Origin of the sequence: Pseudorhizobium banfieldiae, from assembly GCF_000967425.1 — a bacterium.
In the GTDB taxonomy this organism is placed as follows: Bacteria; Pseudomonadota; Alphaproteobacteria; order Rhizobiales; family Rhizobiaceae; genus Neorhizobium; species Neorhizobium banfieldiae.
Genome location: NZ_FO082821.1, coordinates 289,696 through 304,983 on the forward strand (window position 1 = coordinate 289,696; position 15,288 = coordinate 304,983).

Sequence of the window (15,288 nt, forward strand, 5' to 3'; positions counted from 1 at the left end):
AAGCTCCCGTATTCCATCCTGTCCTTGATGCGACAGACGTAGTGCCTGCGTTCGGCACCTTCTCTCGCACCATCATCTGAATTCAACGAGTCAGATCTTTCATGGCCATCGGCATGTTGCCGATTGGCTTTGCGTCATTTCGCGCCATCGAGAGAACAGGATCATTCTCCATGAGTAAAATACACAACGGCCGATCGGCCGAACGCTCCTCCGTGCCCGGAACCAGGCTTCCGGCAAACCTTGAAGCTCTCGTCACCCTCGCATGTGACCGGGCTATTGACCCGACGCTAGTGCGATCTGCGGCAAGTGGCGATCTCGATGCCATAGAAGTAGTCGGCAGGACGCTCGCAAGCGAGGAGGGTCGTCTGCTTGAATCAGTCGTCACCACACTGGCACGTACCAACACTCGCCAGGACGTGCTTACTGGCATGAAGCTGCCGGTGCTGAGGATTGCTGCGGAACTCGCCGAGCGCAACACACTCGATGCCTACAGGCGTTTGTCTGTCGATCCAGAAAGCCAAAGCAGCACCTCCTATCATCCGGACCTCGTGCTCGTCGACCGGGCGAGACGGAGTGCGATCATCGTTGACGTCAAACGATCGCTTGGCGGCTACAGCGGTGGTGGCAGCCTCGGCAAACTTCAGAAGCGAATGGAAGCGGCCGCTTGCGTGCTACCGGAAATTCTGTGGTGTCACCACCAGCGGCTTGCTGTCGAGTCAGTGGGAATAGCCATCATCGACGGAGCAAGAACATCTGCAGATATCGACGAAGGCCTCTGGTCGCTCTCACGTCTCGACGATCTTTTAGGGGTTAGCGGGGCTGGGAGCGCCGCCCAATCGGCTATCGAGGCCTTTCGCTCCATCTTCCGGGACCGCTGGCTGGCTGCAGCGCCTTCGACCGGAGAGAAAGCGCAGATCGCGGCAGGCCCAGAAAAGCCTCACCCTCCGCGTTCACTTGAAGAACAGCAGCCAAGGAGACGGGGTCGGCCCGCAAAGCCTCGGCCGTCAGCAGCGGTCAAGATAGGCTTCTTCCGCCCGGACGCAGAGCGCGTCCACTAGTCCCTCTCAATCCCCCTTCTCGCCAATGGCGTCCGGACACTCTCCGGCGCATGGAGACCTATTGCCATGTCATCCGATACATCACGACCGAATCCCATAGCCACGTCCGTTAGCCCCCCAGTGCAGCGAACAACGCATCCGCCCCGCAACAAGCCTGCGCCATCGTGGAGCACTCTCGTACGATCCCACCATCTGCCGGAGGATGAGAGTGCTGTCCTTGCCGCGTTGATCATCCGCCGTTGCAGACGACTTGGCCGCACCGAAAGATCACTTCCTCTCCTGGTCCAGAGGACGCTGAGCGATTTATGCGCAGAAGGCGATCCGACGGCATGGCTGATCTGGCACTGGCTACAGGGCACTCCGGCATCCGGTACAGCCTACATTCCATTCGAAGAGCGTCGAGAGCGGCGCTGCCCTTCCGGCGGCAGACCCGTCCGCTGGGGGGACCGGATCTGGCGGCATGGCCGTCCCTGGCGTCCCGGTAACCCGATCCTGCTGCGGCGCGACGAGCAACGTCGTCTCAAACTCTTGTCCCTGCTGCTGGAGGAGATCCAACATGCCTACCAGTGATCGTCTCAAGACCCACCTGCTCCGCCGCCTCCGTCGACACTCGCTTCGTATGCTCTTCCGGCGCGCCTGCTCCGCAGACCTGCTGATGCCGGAGGATATCACGGTAGGAACGGTCAGCGTCCGAAGGTATCGGGTGGGGCCGCTCGCCGAAATTGCCACTGGCCCCACAGGCAGCGACAACGTGCGCCGTCGCCTTGCACGCGTCCATACCTCCTCGGTCCAGATGCCCGTCGATCCCCACGCGGAGGTGGTCAAGGCGCTTATCGAGGAAGGCTTCGATGTAGGGACCGCAAATGAGTTTGCCGCCGAGGGGACGGCACCACCAAAGACAGACGGGAAACAGAAAGGGCCGAAGTTGCGAGCCCCGTCAGCGCCTCTCCTCGCTCGGCCGCTGCTCGACAATCTGAAGCAAGCGGCCTTGCCCCTGCCGGTCATGGACGTTGCGATCGTGATCCTGCTCGCCGAAGCACTGCGTGCGCCCGGATGCTCTGGAGCCATGCTGTTCACGGCCCTCAAGTCGTCCGCGCCACTGATCTGCCTGCGCCTTCCAACGCGCGAGGCAGAGGCGGTGGTCAACCAGCTGTTGCAGCAAGGGGCTATCCTGCCTCACCCAATCCATCTGGTTGACGGACTCCATCATTCGTTCAATGATCGCTGGTCGCACGACGATCAGTCGGCTTCGGCCAGAACTGTTCTGTCCTACCCGCTCACCCAGCTATTGGCCGTCAGCGCTGAGCGGCTGCGCCGAACTCTGGCAAAGGCAACACGCGCAGGTGCACCCATCCTGGTGCTGACAGAAACCGAATCTCTTTGGCCACGTCGTGTCGTGAGCAGCGCCGATATCATCCTTGATGCGCCGCGGCTGGACAACCATATGCTCGCCGAAATCATCGAGACCTGCCTTGGTATTCCGATCGAGAGCACACTTCATGGGCTGGCCACGCGGACGATCAAAACCGGGAACCTCGGGCTTGATGACCTCGCGCTGTCCATCAGACCGGATCGCCACCTCGATACGGTCCTTGACCGGCTCGAACAGCTGTCGCGCGATAACATCACGATCGACGGCGATGATGAGACGGAAGAAGAGGGCAACGCCGGGACCAGGACGGAGGCAAAGGATGAGCCTGAGGGCAAGACTGAGACGACCTCTCGATCGACTTCTTCGGGCCGATCAAGGGGCAAAGACGGAAAGTACCAGGTTGAGCTGATCCTCCCGCAGAGAATACGAAAGAAGCGGAGCTCCCAACAACCTTTAATCCTGGAGACGTTGGCGGGCTACGGCGAGGCGCGGCAGTGGGCGCTGGAGCTGAAAGCTGACCTGAAGCTGTGGATGCGGAAGAAGATCCACTGGAGTGACATGAGCACGAAACTGCTCCTATCGGGACCGCCGGGAACCGGGAAGACTACCTTCGCCCGGGCTCTCTGCAATTCACTCGAGATCCCACTGATTGCTACGTCCGTGGCGGAATGGCTTGAGCCCGGGTACCTGGGCGACGTGCTTCGAAGGATGAGCTCCGTCTTCGAGGCTGCGCAGGCTCGGCAGCCCGTGATCATGCTGATCGATGAGATCGACGGAATTGGCCGACGCGATGCTGGAGGAGGCCGCTCCTATGATGATTATTGGATTTCCGTGATCAACCGATTGCTTGAGCTTCTGGACGGGGCGCTGAAGAGCGAGGGTATTATCATCATCGGAGCAACCAATCGGCCCGATGCCATCGATCCTGCCCTACGACGCTCGGGAAGACTTGAGACACACATCCCGATACAGCCGCCAGACCTCGATGCCCTGGAAGGCATCCTGGCGCACCACCTGGGACCGGACCTCAGACGCGTAATTGGGAGCCTCGTACATGCTCCGGCTTATCAGGCAAGCCCGCAGGAGGCGGCCCATGAATAGTACGCAAACGAACACTCGGAACAGAACATCCTCAGTGATCACCCCCTCGCCGCTTCGCCGCTTGGCGTTGGCGGCGCAGGGGATGACGGGTGCCGATATCGAACGGATCATTCGAGAAGCACGACGGAAGGCGCGTCGGGCGCGACGCCCCCTCGCCTACAGCGACGTCCAGTCTGCAATCGCCGGTTCAGCGGAGCGCCCCTCGCCCGAGCTGAAATGGCGGATCTCGGTCCACGAGGCAGGACACGCTCTGATGTGGTCGCTCACGGGTGTCGGCACGGTGGTGTCCATGACAACCGGCCAAGCTCGTGGTGGCGACACACGCGTTGAGATCTCCACCGAAGCCACCCAGACCGAAGCCGGGATGATGTCGCTGATCGCCTGCATCCTGGGTGGGCGTGCGGCGGAGATGACTGTCCTGGGCGAGACCATGATCGGTAGCGGCGGATCCGAGCGCAGCGACCTCGCATTGGCAACGGCCCATGCGACGCACCTGGAGACTATGCTTGGATGCTCATCATCCAAGCCACTGCTCTACATGCCACCAGAGCGCATCTCGCATGACCTCAGATTCGATCCGAATCTAGCGACACGCGTTCATCAGCGGCTGGAGACGGCAATGGGCATAGCTCTCGATGCGATGCGCGAGCACAACCACGCGCTGTTGGAGCTTGCGCGAGCTTTGGATGCAGAGACTTACCTTGAGGGTAATCGCGTCTCAGAATTGCTGACCCGAGCCACGCGTCCGGCCGAACCGTCAGTACTCGGTAGCCCGAACTAGCTGCAACTTTCCCCCGTGAGCTTCCAGTTCGCGGAGGAAAGCTCCCCTTATTCTGGCTCCAGCCTATGCTTGCGTATGATTTCACGAGCCCAGATAATGTAGTTTTGAATACTCACATCACCGTTATACTCGCGATAAGCCATGTTCATTGCTTCATACTCGTCCAGCTCAAATTCCTCTGCAAGCTCGACGGCATAATCCTCTATCGTGGCATCATGCGCGACAGCAGTCAGAAAATTCACGACATCCTCATGTAACCCTTTGTCTACTTCGACTACATTCATTGCAGGTCCTTCATTAATTGCGATCTCTTGCGATCTGTTTCGAGAATTCAATTCTGCGGGTATATTTTCGTCGGCGTCAACAGCCGATAATAAGGAATAGCTTAGTCCGAGAATTTTCTGTTAACGAACCCACGAGCGGCGTTTAATCCCGGCGATGATGCCAAAGATTCAGAAGAAATGTTGACACTGCGGACAAATCTACTTGCAACGGTATCGCGATGGCGACGAGGGAGACTGCCCAGGGGGCGCTCGATCAGACAACTTTCACCGGTGGTCTCAGGCCGCGTCGTCATTTGCGCGGCCATTGGGGTAAAGTGGTTCAATGGCAGGGTGCGCGGTTTCAACGTGTAGGCGAAGCAACGCGAACTAATATAAGTTGCGCTTCGACGATTCAGAAGTCGACATTGTCGATTCACGCGAGGAGCATGCCGTTGCACGGTGGTACGACGTTTACCGGTGGCCACATGTGTTAGCCGAAACCGATTTGCTCTGCGCCAACGGGTGTCGGCGTCCTGCGGCAACAGGAAACGTCTCCGTCACGTTCACGTCAGCTCATGGCACGGTCGCGACGCTCCGGCTTGGACACTATGGTAGCGTCCGCGCACGTGGTGTAATTTCGGAGGCGCGTTGAGGTGGAAACGGCGGTGGAGAATGAGCTGCCGAATTCGTTGAGCGCAAGGTGGGCACCGGGCCTGTCGGAGAAGGTGGAGTTGCAAGACTTCAACCAGCCGAAAGGAACCCCGATGACCGACGACAGATTAGCTCTTTCCGAACTTGCCGCGAAGAGCGGCGACAGCGATTTCCTGCGGACGATTGCCGAAAGCGTGCTGCAACTGATCATGGAGGCCGATGTTGACGGCCTGATCGGCGCTGGCCGCTATGAACGTGGCGACGGCCGCCAGACCTGGCGCAACGGCTACCGCGACCGCTCGCTCGACACCCGGCTCGGCACATTGAACCTGAAGATACCGAAGATGCGGCAGGGAGCCTACTTTCCCGGCTTCCTGGAGCCGAGGAAGATGGTGGAGAAGGCGCTTGTCGCCGTCATCCAGGAGGCGTGGATCAACGGCGTCTCGACGCGCAAGGTCGATGAACTGGTGCAGGCCATGGGCATGACCGGTATCTCCAAATCTTCCGTTTCCAAGCTGTGCAAGGATATCGACGAGCGGGTGAACGCCTTCCTCAAGCGCCCCCTTTCCGGTGACTGGCCATACCTCTGGCTCGACGCCACCTATCTGAAGGTGCGTGAGGGCGGTCGCATCGTGTCGGTGGCGGCGATAATCGCGGTGGCCGTGAATACGGACGGGAAAAGGGAGATCGTCGGCCTGCATATCGGCCCTTCCGAAGCCGAGCCGTTCTGGACGAGCTTCCTGCGCGACCTCGTGCGCCGGGGTCTCACCGGCGTCAAACTGGTCATCTCCGATGCTCATGAAGGTCTGAAGGCCGCCATCACCCGTATCCTCAGCGCGACATGGCAGAGGTGCAGGGTTCATGCGATGCGCAACGCACTCGCCTACGTCCCCAAGGGACAGCATACCATGGTCGCCGCCGCGATCCGGCAGGCCTTCATCCAGCCCGACTATGACAATGCCATGCAGACCTGGCGGCATGTCGCCGACCAGCTCCGCGCCAGATGGCCCAAGCTCGGCACCTTCATGGACAACGCCGAAGCCGACGTGCTGGCCTACATGGCCTTCCCGGCGCAGCACCGCACCAAGCTCCACAGCACCAACCCTCTGGAGCGGCTGAACAAGGAAGTGAAACGCCGTGCCGATGTCGTTGGCATCTTCCCGAACGAGGATGGCATCATACGCCTGATCGGCGCGGTCCTCCTCGAAGCCAATGACGAATGGCAGCTTCTCAGCCGATATATGCAGGTCGAGGCGATGGCCGAGCTGAATCCACCGACAATCGAGGAGGAAACCACACTTCAGATTACACCCAGAGCCGCCTGATCATGACGGCCCGGAACCACACCCGAAATTACACCAGCTTGACGGACGCGGCCGACACTATCCCTCGTCGGCAATTCCCGCCGCTGTTGCAGACGCGGCAGAAGCCGAAGAACGAGCCCCTGTTGCCGCCGACAGAATCTCCGGTGACCCTTTTATTAGACCCACACCGGAGATTGAAATGTGGATTGATTTAGACAAGACAGAAATTGCGACCATACTAGCAGCAACAAGCGAACCATCCATTGTGGCGAAGCTCATCCCCTCGACCGAGCATCCCGACGCGGGTGCGTTCATTGAAGCCGCAGATCGTTTTAGTAATTACCTCCATGTGGACGATGACGCCGTTTTCGAGCGGACCCGCAATGGGGCCTATGTCATGGGCTGGCTTTGGGTTCCCAATCAGCTAGCTGGTTTCGATGAGCTAAATGATTTCGATGATTATGACATTTCGCGTGAGTGCCGTGAACTGCTGGAGGCCGCCCATCACTTTGATGTAGAGACGCTGGATGTCCACTCGGAGACTGAGTTGGGCGAAGGCAGCCTTGACGGCTTTCGTTGGACGCTCCTCTTGGAAGAAAATAATCTTCTCTTGTCCATCCGGGCGCAGGATCAGTCATTGTCATGGTCCTACACGGAAAGCCGCAGTACCGATGGCGATAGCGCATCCTCAGTTGACGTGACCGACGAACGCTGCCTGCGGTTTATGCTTGAGGCAATAGGGCAGTTCAGGAGCAGGTCCGACTGAAGATCGCGCGCCGTAAATGCTGACGCAGAACTCGCATCAGACGAGACAGCGCTTGTTGAGCCGCGTCGGGGCAGCCATTGGGATACCGACGCGCCGCCGACAACGGAGCCTTGGCCCAGCGTTAGCCAGCGCGATGACCTCAAGCCGTGGAGATTGGCAAACGTCCGCCCCTTCAATTTCGCCTGAACGACCTTAGCGAGAGACCGAGTAGTCGTGCCCTACACGTTGGGCAGAATCCGTCATCCGATCTCCTTACCGGATGATGAAAGCCATTTGCTGCTGATCAGCGCATCCAGAAGAGACTGTCCTAGGGTCGAAACCCATTGATCATGTTGATTTGCTGCGGCAAACCAGATTCAGGATTCCCAATCAATGGATTGGAGGCTTGAATGGGTCGCTTGTTTTGGCTGTCGGACGAGCAATGGGCGGTCATTGAGCCCCTGTTGCCGAGGAACAAGGGTGGGGCTCGCCGGGTCGATGATCGTCGAGTGATCTCCGGCATCATCCACGTTCTCAAGGTCGGCTGCCGGTGGTGCGATTGCCCGGGCGACTATGGCCCTTCGACCACGGTCTACAACCGCTTCAATCGTTGGTCTCGCAAACGGTTCTGGACTGAATTGGTCGAGGCGCTCGCGACGTCTGGCGCGGTCACCAAAAGCACCTCCATCGACAGCACCTACGTCAAGGCGCACCGCTCGGCCCATGGCGGCAAAGGGGGGCGAAAAATCAGGCTATCGGACCTTCGCGCGGCGGGCAAACCACCAAAATCCACGTCCTCACCGACGTGATCGGTCGCCCTTTCGCATTCATGCTGACCGGTGGCAATGCGGCAGACAGCCCGGTCGCGCCACACCTGCTGGCTGGTCTGAAGGGTGCGCGATATCTCCTTGCGGACAAGGGATATGACGCCAACAGTCTGCGAAAGCGACTGCGCCAGTCCGCAATCGTCCCCGTGATACCTGGCCGTTCAAATCGCACAAGGCCGATCCGATACGACGCCGAACGCTATAAGAGCCGCCACCTCATCGAGAACGCCTTCTGCCGACTGAAAGACTTCCGACGCGTCGCAACGCGTTACGACAAGCTTGCCAGAAACTTCCTCTCCGCAGTCGCCTTGGCCACCCTCGTCGCGTTCTGGCTATGATTGAGTCTAAACCCTAAGGTAATCTTTGCCTGCCGCAGTTGAGGCTTCCGGCATGCCCCTGGCTACTTTGCCTGTGGCGCTTTCGGGCGCGCAGATGTTGACACCCTAGACGATTGACCGACGAGAGACGGCGTTATCCGCTTTTGCAGTCTCGTCAAGGCGGCGGTGGTCTATGGCTCTAACGCCACGACAGCCAGCGGCACCAGCGTGCGCGGCCTGTCGCTGGCCTCCCAGGAGGAAAATGGAAAGGCACGTAGGGTCGATCGCCGGTGAAGCATGTTCAATGGCCCGCACCTCGACCCAAAGCGCCCGCACTTTACTGCAAGTCGAAACAAATTGCGCATCTTCGATTCCGAGTTCGATAGTTTCGATTCAAACTGTCCCGCGCTCGATTCTCATCAAACCGCCGTTTCCATAGCATCTTTGATGCTTCTGTGCGTTGGAAGGCCGAGATTGGACTTCGCCAAACGCTTCGACAACGGCTGCCGCGCGACAGGACTTCTTTTAACGGGGCGGGACAGGGTGTCCCGGCCTGCTACGGGGTAATTCAGACACGTTCGATTCTGGACCTCACTTATCCGATTCCATGACGAACGCCGTTTGCGACACAGCGCACGAATGGCGCTTGCATTGGAGCTGGGGCTAACCGCTCAGCCGGAATAAATCATCTCCCGGTCGCCAGACCTGGCTGAGTAGCAGCGCCCCCCCCAGATTCATTTTCTTCCTCACAAGATAATGCTTGACGGCGCAAAAATATCACCCGAGCCTTTTATCAGTATCAACCGGAAACTTCCCACACATGCTCGAAAACTACTTGACGCGGCCAGCGCTGGCCCGCGCACTCTCGACTATTGCCGACACGCAACCCAGCCTCTCGGACGTGCTTGCGCCTGGAGGCAGCGCTTGGCTGAGCCACCTGGTGTTCAGGGGCACGAACCTTTCGATCAGCGTCTCGCCTGATGCCGTCACTCTTTACAGCGATATCGCAGACGCTGAGCATCTCGGATACGCCAAGTCCGCATGCGACGAAGCCTTTCAGCGCTTGCTGCTGCTGCACCAGGCCATCACAAACAAGCTTGGCGTCGATAGCATCCGCCTCGACGGCCGCTACGTGCAACGCCAGCCAGACCTGCCCGGGTTCATTGACATCCACCGGATAGTGGCGTTGCGAGAAGGGCAACTGCGTCACGAGCTTGTCTATGACGAGCAGATTTTCGTTTGCGACAGCAGCCAGCAGCCGCGCTTTCTGGCCCTGCTGACGAGCGAGCGACTACCGATCATGTCGGCCCTCATGATGGAGGCGACACAGATACTCATCAGCGCAGCTCACGAACCCGGCATCTTCTCAGGCCTGATATGGGTGCCGCTGCGAACCGACATGTATCGGCCCAGCTTCTTTACGACCGCTCCGCCATTGGACCGCGGCTCAGAGGAACTCGGGGCGTTTCAGCGCCGCCTGGCAAAGCTGCCGGAGCGGTCGATGTTTTCATGGCGAGGCTCCACCGGCCTTGCATGGCTGGGAGGTCGAGATGACAACTGAGAGAGAACCTGCAAGCGCGTTCCAGAGTGCTGCCCGTCGCGTTCCAAGCAGTCAGGTACGGTCCTGGAAAACGTCGGGCTCCCGCCCTTCCCTCTTCGATCTGATCCAATCTCTCGATTCAGAATTCGACAAATTCGATTCTGGGAGAAACGCCGTTTGCAGGAGGTGGTCATGAGCACGCGTGGCGGCGGGCGAGACAGGCAACGCGGACGTCAGCGAGCCTATCGGGAGCGTCTCAAGAGGGAGCGCCGCCCCGGTCGTGACGACGTCGCCCGCATCGCGCTCCACTGGCTGATCGTGAAGACAGCAAACCTGGCAGTAAGGACGAGCAACCCTGCACGCATGCATGTCGTGGAGGATGCTTTACTCGATGGACTGGTGGCGCAAGGTTTCAACGCGAGGGCTTCTGAGGAGGTGCTGGATGAGCTAATTGACAAATACGTCGATGGCGGCTGGAACTTCCGGCGCAAGCTCCATCTCCAGGAGGAGCCTCCTGCCTCGGCACGCATCCTGCTGGACCGGGATGCCGACTGAACGGCGTTTGCTCATCAACACGGCCACTCCCCCCATTACTCCATCTAACGCCGTTTACCAGTGAATCAGAACGGGCCGCCCTCCTCAGGGCGGTTCCGCACACACCGGCTTGTAACCGGCCCATTTGGTTTTAGGTAGTGAACTGCCCCCGTTCGACCGGACATTCGGCATAAGCAGAAAGGCTCAAGCACAGGCTTGGGTATAGGCTTATGCCTAACGAGTACCGACACATTGAAGTGCTGACGGGTGATGTCCGCCGCAGGCGGTGGATAACCGAGCAGAAGCTGACAATCATTTAGCAGACTTTCGAACCAGGCGAGACGGTATCGTCTACCGCTCGCCGCCATGGCGTTGCGCCCAATCTGCTTTACCGGTGGCGCAGGCTCTTAAACGAGGGAGGTGCTGCAGCCGTGGGTTCTGACGAGCCGGTGGTCGGCAATTCGGAAAGTGAAGAAGCTTGAGGATCGCGTTCGCGAGCTGGAGCGCATGCTCGGCCGCAAGACGATGGAGGGGTGTTGTCACATAAACCTGCTGTCAGTAAGTGGGGTAGAGATGGTGGGATGAAGAATCCAGCCACCAGCTACAAGCGCCACCGTTTTCCGCAGCAGATTATTGCCCATGCAGTCTGGTTGTACTTTCGGTTCCCGCTGAGCCTGCGCCTGGTCGAGGAATTGCTGCTGGAGCGTGGCATCGTCGTTTCGTATGAAACGATCCGCCGATGGGGGCGGAAATTCGGACCGGCCTACGCATAGCAAATCCGTCGCCGGTGGCCATCACACCGCGCCGTCTGGCATCTGGACGAGGTGGTGGTTTCCATCGCTGACCGTAACACTGGCTTTGGCGTGCAGTTGACCAAGACGGTTATGTTCTCGATGAGATTGTTCAAGGCCGGCGCGATACGAAAGCCGCGAGGCGACTGCTGATCAGGCTACTAAAGAAAGCAGGCATGCCGCCCAAGCGGATCGTCACCGACAAGCTCCGTTCGTATGGCGCGGCCAAGCGTGACGTTATGCCAGCTGTCGAGCACCGGTCCCACAAGGGGCTCAACAATCGAGCGGAAAATTCTCATCTGCCGCTCCGAAAACGAGAACGCACGATGCAGGGTTTCCGATCAACTGGTAGCTTGCAGCGGTTCATATCGATCTTCTCAGCGCTCCGAAATCTCTTCGTCGCCCCACGTCACAAACGATCCGCCCTGACCACACACATTCACCGCATCCGCGCAATAGCGCATTGGAAAGCCGTGACGGGCGCGATTGTCTGATCTCAGAGAGCCGCAGGCGTATTTCGATTACCCCTCGATAACGTGACAATTCCGGCCCGACCGTAGCAGCGCCGGGTCGATGTTGTCCGGGAGGTTAGAGGTGGCTCGGTTTGTCTGAACAGTTTCGGGCGTTTTGCTAAGTGGATTTCCGCCTCGATTATGCCGCCACCATCATTGGTGCCAGCGCGTTGAAGTAGGCCTGATCCGGCGTCTGCCGGTCAAGGGATGAATGTGGGCGTCTGGCGTTGTAAAAGGTCAGATATCGGCCAATGCCGACGCGGGCCTCGGACACAGTCTTGTAGGCATGGAGGTAGACTTCCTCATATTTGATCGAACGCCAGAGCCGCTCGACGAAGACATTGTCCCGCCACGCGCCCTTGCCATCCATCGAGATGGCGATCTCCGCCTTCTTCAGCACGGCAGTGAAGTCGATGGAGGTGAACTGCGATCCCTGATCCGTATTGAAGATATCGGGCTTGCCATAACGAGCAAGTGCCTCTTCGACGGCTTCGATGCAGAAGGCTGCTTCCATTGTGATCGACAGCCGCCATGACAGGACCTTCCGGCTGAACCAGTCGACGACGGCGCAGAGATAGACGAAGCCCCGCGCCATCGGAACATATGTCAGGTCCATCGCCCAGACCTGGTTGGGTCTCGTGACCGCCAGCTTGCGCAGAAGATAGGGGTAGATTTTGTGCCCAGGCGCTGGTTTCGAGGTGTTTGGGCGGCGATAGATCGCCTCAATGCCCATCTTCTTCATCAGCGTGGCGACGTGCAGCCGCCCAGCTTCCAGCCCTTCTCCTCTTAAGAGCCCTTGCAACATCCGACTTCCCGCGAACGGGTAGTCGAGATGCAGTTCATCGATCCGCCGCATCAGGGCAAGGTCGCCATCAGGCGCCGGACGTGGAGAATAGTAGACGCTGCCACGGCTGAAGCCGAGAAGCTTCGCCTGGCGCACCACGGATAGCTTGTGCTCGCGGACGATCATTTCTTTCCGCCCAGCAATCCCGCCTTGCCGAGCGCACCGGATAAAAAATCATTCTCCAGTGTCAGTTCGCCGATCTTGGCGTGCAGCGTTTTGACGTCGACGGTCGGACCCGCTGGTTCCGTCCTCGTTCCATCGCCGAAAACGCCTGTCGCCCCCTCAAGAAGCTGGTCTTTCCACTGTTTGATCTGGTTGGCGTGCACGTCGAACTGCTGGGACAATTCCACCAGCGTCTGCTCACCTCGAATGGCGGCGAGCGCCACCTTTGCCTTGAAAGCCGGGCTGTGGTTCCGGCGGGGTCGTCTCGTCATGGTCTCTCCTGTTCCCGGCATCTAAGCCGAAGTCAGGCAGAAATTCCACTTATCCTAGCTGTGCAGATTTCCCGAGCCACCTCTGTTAGTGGCTCCGACGACGATGACACCTTCCGTCTTCGCCGCACCGTCGAGGAGTTCGAGAAGCCGGTTGATCAGCGAGGTCCAGTAGTCATCATAGTGCTTCCCGGTGTTTCTGCCGCGGCTGCCGATATTGTCGAGCTCGTCGATGAAGAGGATGCAGGGTGCCCTCCTCGTCGCCGCCGCGAAGGTCGCGGTGATGCACTTCAGTACATCGCCGAGATAGCCCGGCTCGAGCCATGTCGCGACCGAGGTGGCGACCAGCGGCACCTGGAGCGAATTGCAGAGTGCTCGCGCAAAGGTCGTCTTGCCCGTGCCAGGCGGTCCGGAGAGTAGAAGTCTTGTGCTCATCTCCGACCAGTCGAGCTGACCCTCCCGCCAGAGGTTCAGGTCTTCCTTTAGATCGACAGCCCACTGCCGCGCTTCGCCGTACCCGGTGAGCTTGTCGACGCGTAGCGGCCGCCGGGGTGGCCGGGGCTTGAGGCGCTTTCCTGTCCCCTGCCCTTCCGCTTCCATGACCTCCAGCGGTTCCGGCTCGATCACCTCACCCGCCAGGGCACCTGCCTTCCCTTTACCCGACGCGCCTGATCTGCCTGTGGAGGATAGTCCTTCGGTCCAGCTTTCCTCGCCGTCCTCTTCCTTGACGCTGCCGCGGTTTCTCTCCGCAAGCTCGCCAAGCAGGCGGACCACCTCCGCAACATGTCTCCCCGGTCGAACTGCCAGCGCCAGATCATCCAGCCCAAGTCCCATTGGGTCGAACTTCATGCCCTCCATGACCTTCAAAGACCGCTTTGGCGCAATGCCAAGGCAGACCAGCAGGAGTTCGGCGATCAGTTCCCGGTCGATCGGCGGGCCTACCAGAGCCAGATCAGGTGTCCGCGCCACCAGCGGAAGTGCCGTGCCCGGTGCCTCGTCGGCAATCACCAGTGGCCGGTCTGCCGCAAGCAGGACATCCGCGATGTAGCGCCGCAGGGACAGCTCGTTCGCCTTGCGCGCCTCCTGCCCCGACAGCGTCGCGATCTTCCTGTGCGGGCGCGATCGCCACTTCTCGTTATAGCGACCGGAAATCCCTGGACCCTTCATCACGTCGGATAGGACGCATCGCGACGGGATGATCAGGCTCTCTTCCAACTGCATGCCGAAGCGCCGCTCGAACTGACCGATCGGAACGCTGATGGAGAGGCAGGGTGACGAGCCGCGCAGAACCTTCAGAAGCGCCTGAACGTCATCGACGCTGTTCCCAACAGCTCGAGCCACAAGCAGTGCCACGGCCACCTGAACCGGATTAGGCCTCGGCAGATGTTCGCGAAGCAGCGCCAGCAGCCGGATCGTTGCCAGCCGGCGTTCTCGATCTGCCAGTCCATCCTCCACCGACGCTCCTGCGGTAGAAGGCTCGGCATCACAGATGTCCTGCAGCGCCCGGACGACAGGGTGTTCGGTCTGATGGCTGAAGTCATACATCTCCGTCTCGTCCGGAGGCGCGATCGGTCTTGCCCGCTGGAGTGCCCTGGCGACCGCTGCTCGATCCTTGGCCGGATCGCCGGTGAGGAGAGCCATGGCAGCGTCGGTGATGCTCCAGGCGGTTCCGCTGTCCTCGCTGTCATCGACGAACCGTGACGTGAGGAGCTCCACCACGGCGGCGCTCTCGTAGAGGTCCAGCGCGGCCCGGCGACGGATACGCCTGAGGAGATAGCGGCTGATGCGGTCGGTGACGGTTTCCATTACATCCCCTCCCCGTCCCTGGTCGCCGAACCGACGATATGGAGACGGCCGTTCCCCTCCAGCCAGTCACGGACCACCCGTGCAGTGGGATCACCCTGGTCGCAGAGTTCGAGCAGCCACTTGCGCATCTGCGGCGGCAGCGACGTGAGCGAACGGCCTTTGCGCCGGGCAAAGCGGATGGCGGTGCCGATGACCGTCTCGGCGAACTCCTGCTGCGCCTCGGAGGACGCCCCACCCGACGGTGTTGCGATGGCCAGAGCGATTGCTTGCGCAGCCGGCGCAGGTGCTGAGGAAGGACCGGCTTGCTTCCTACGAAACGAATTCGGTTCGGAGCCGGTGGCTCCACGGCGGGGAAATGCGATGATGTTCGATGTCGTCACGGCAGACGTCTCCCTTGCGACCGGCCCAAGG

General features: G+C 59.8%; 12 protein-coding genes and 2 pseudogenes. 10 read left to right on the forward strand and 4 right to left on the reverse strand.

The window, feature by feature from the left end; all coding sequences use genetic code 11:
• The first annotated feature begins 170 nt into the window (after positions 1–170).
• From NT26_RS21885 to NT26_RS21900, 3 genes are all read left to right on the forward strand, one after another.
• On the forward strand, positions 171–1,058 hold the full coding sequence (locus tag NT26_RS21885) for a hypothetical protein (RefSeq protein WP_152338680.1): 888 nt from the start codon (positions 171–173) through the stop codon (positions 1,056–1,058).
• A gap of 556 nt (positions 1,059–1,614) precedes the next feature.
• Positions 1,615–3,531 (forward strand): AAA family ATPase, encoded by a 1,917-nt coding sequence (locus tag NT26_RS21895; protein ID WP_052642888.1) that lies wholly within the window; start codon positions 1,615–1,617, stop codon positions 3,529–3,531.
• Positions 3,524–4,312, forward strand: a complete 789-nt coding sequence (locus NT26_RS21900) for an FtsH/Yme1/Tma family ATP-dependent metallopeptidase (protein ID WP_065814610.1) — start codon at positions 3,524–3,526, stop codon at positions 4,310–4,312. The genes NT26_RS21895 and NT26_RS21900 overlap by 8 nt, the downstream gene beginning before the upstream one ends.
• 47 nt (positions 4,313–4,359) lie before the next feature.
• On the opposite strand, the gene NT26_RS21905 is transcribed toward NT26_RS21900, so the two are convergent.
• The gene (locus tag NT26_RS21905; RefSeq protein WP_052642894.1) at positions 4,360–4,596 is read right to left on the reverse strand and encodes a hypothetical protein; all 237 of its coding nucleotides are present in this window, start codon (positions 4,594–4,596) and stop codon (positions 4,360–4,362) included.
• Positions 4,597–5,339: 743 nt separating this feature from the next.
• On the opposite strand from NT26_RS21905, the gene NT26_RS21910 reads away from it, so the two are divergent.
• The 7 genes and pseudogenes from NT26_RS21910 to NT26_RS21945 all read left to right on the forward strand — a co-directional run bounded on the left by NT26_RS21910 (position 5,340) and on the right by NT26_RS21945 (position 11,778).
• Positions 5,340–6,551 (forward strand): IS256 family transposase, encoded by a 1,212-nt coding sequence (locus NT26_RS21910; RefSeq protein WP_052642991.1) that lies wholly within the window; start codon positions 5,340–5,342, stop codon positions 6,549–6,551.
• A gap of 178 nt (positions 6,552–6,729) precedes the next feature.
• Complete coding sequence (locus NT26_RS21915; protein ID WP_052642896.1) at positions 6,730–7,296, forward strand: hypothetical protein; 567 nt, start codon at positions 6,730–6,732, stop codon at positions 7,294–7,296.
• 389 nt (positions 7,297–7,685) lie between these two features.
• A protein-coding gene (locus tag NT26_RS22580; RefSeq protein ID WP_376780805.1) for an IS5 family transposase occupies positions 7,686–8,440 on the forward strand; the annotation gives its coding sequence in 2 pieces (ribosomal slippage) (positions 7,686–8,018 and positions 8,021–8,440; 753 coding nt in all).
• 799 nt (positions 8,441–9,239) lie between these two features.
• A complete protein-coding gene (locus NT26_RS21930) occupies positions 9,240–9,980 on the forward strand; it encodes a hypothetical protein (RefSeq protein WP_052642901.1) in 741 nt (246 codons plus the stop codon).
• 171 nt (positions 9,981–10,151) lie between these two features.
• Positions 10,152–10,514: a hypothetical protein gene (locus tag NT26_RS21935; protein ID WP_052642903.1), complete on the forward strand. Its 363-nt coding sequence runs from the start codon at positions 10,152–10,154 to the stop codon at positions 10,512–10,514.
• 209 nt (positions 10,515–10,723) lie between these two features.
• A pseudogene (locus NT26_RS22920) lies at positions 10,724–11,024 on the forward strand (transposase); the annotation flags it as partial.
• Between the two features lie 50 nt (positions 11,025–11,074).
• Positions 11,075–11,778 (forward strand): annotated as a pseudogene (locus NT26_RS21945) (IS6 family transposase).
• 157 nt (positions 11,779–11,935) lie between these two features.
• Here the strand turns inward: NT26_RS21945 and NT26_RS21950 are convergent.
• The 3 genes from NT26_RS21950 to NT26_RS21965 all read right to left on the reverse strand — a co-directional run bounded on the left by NT26_RS21950 (position 11,936) and on the right by NT26_RS21965 (position 15,257).
• Positions 11,936–13,074, reverse strand: a protein-coding gene (locus tag NT26_RS21950; protein WP_172974136.1) for an IS3 family transposase whose coding sequence is annotated in 2 segments (ribosomal slippage) — positions 11,936–12,816 and positions 12,816–13,074 — 1,140 coding nt in all. Because the reading frame shifts where the segments join, the coding sequence is not laid out codon by codon here.
• A gap of 54 nt (positions 13,075–13,128) precedes the next feature.
• On the reverse strand, positions 13,129–14,877 hold the full coding sequence (locus tag NT26_RS21960; RefSeq protein ID WP_052642904.1) for an AAA family ATPase: 1,749 nt from the start codon (positions 14,875–14,877) through the stop codon (positions 13,129–13,131).
• Positions 14,877–15,257, reverse strand: a complete 381-nt coding sequence (locus NT26_RS21965) for a hypothetical protein (protein ID WP_052642905.1) — start codon at positions 15,255–15,257, stop codon at positions 14,877–14,879. The genes NT26_RS21960 and NT26_RS21965 overlap by 1 nt, the downstream gene beginning before the upstream one ends.
• Positions 15,258–15,288 lie beyond the last annotated feature (31 nt).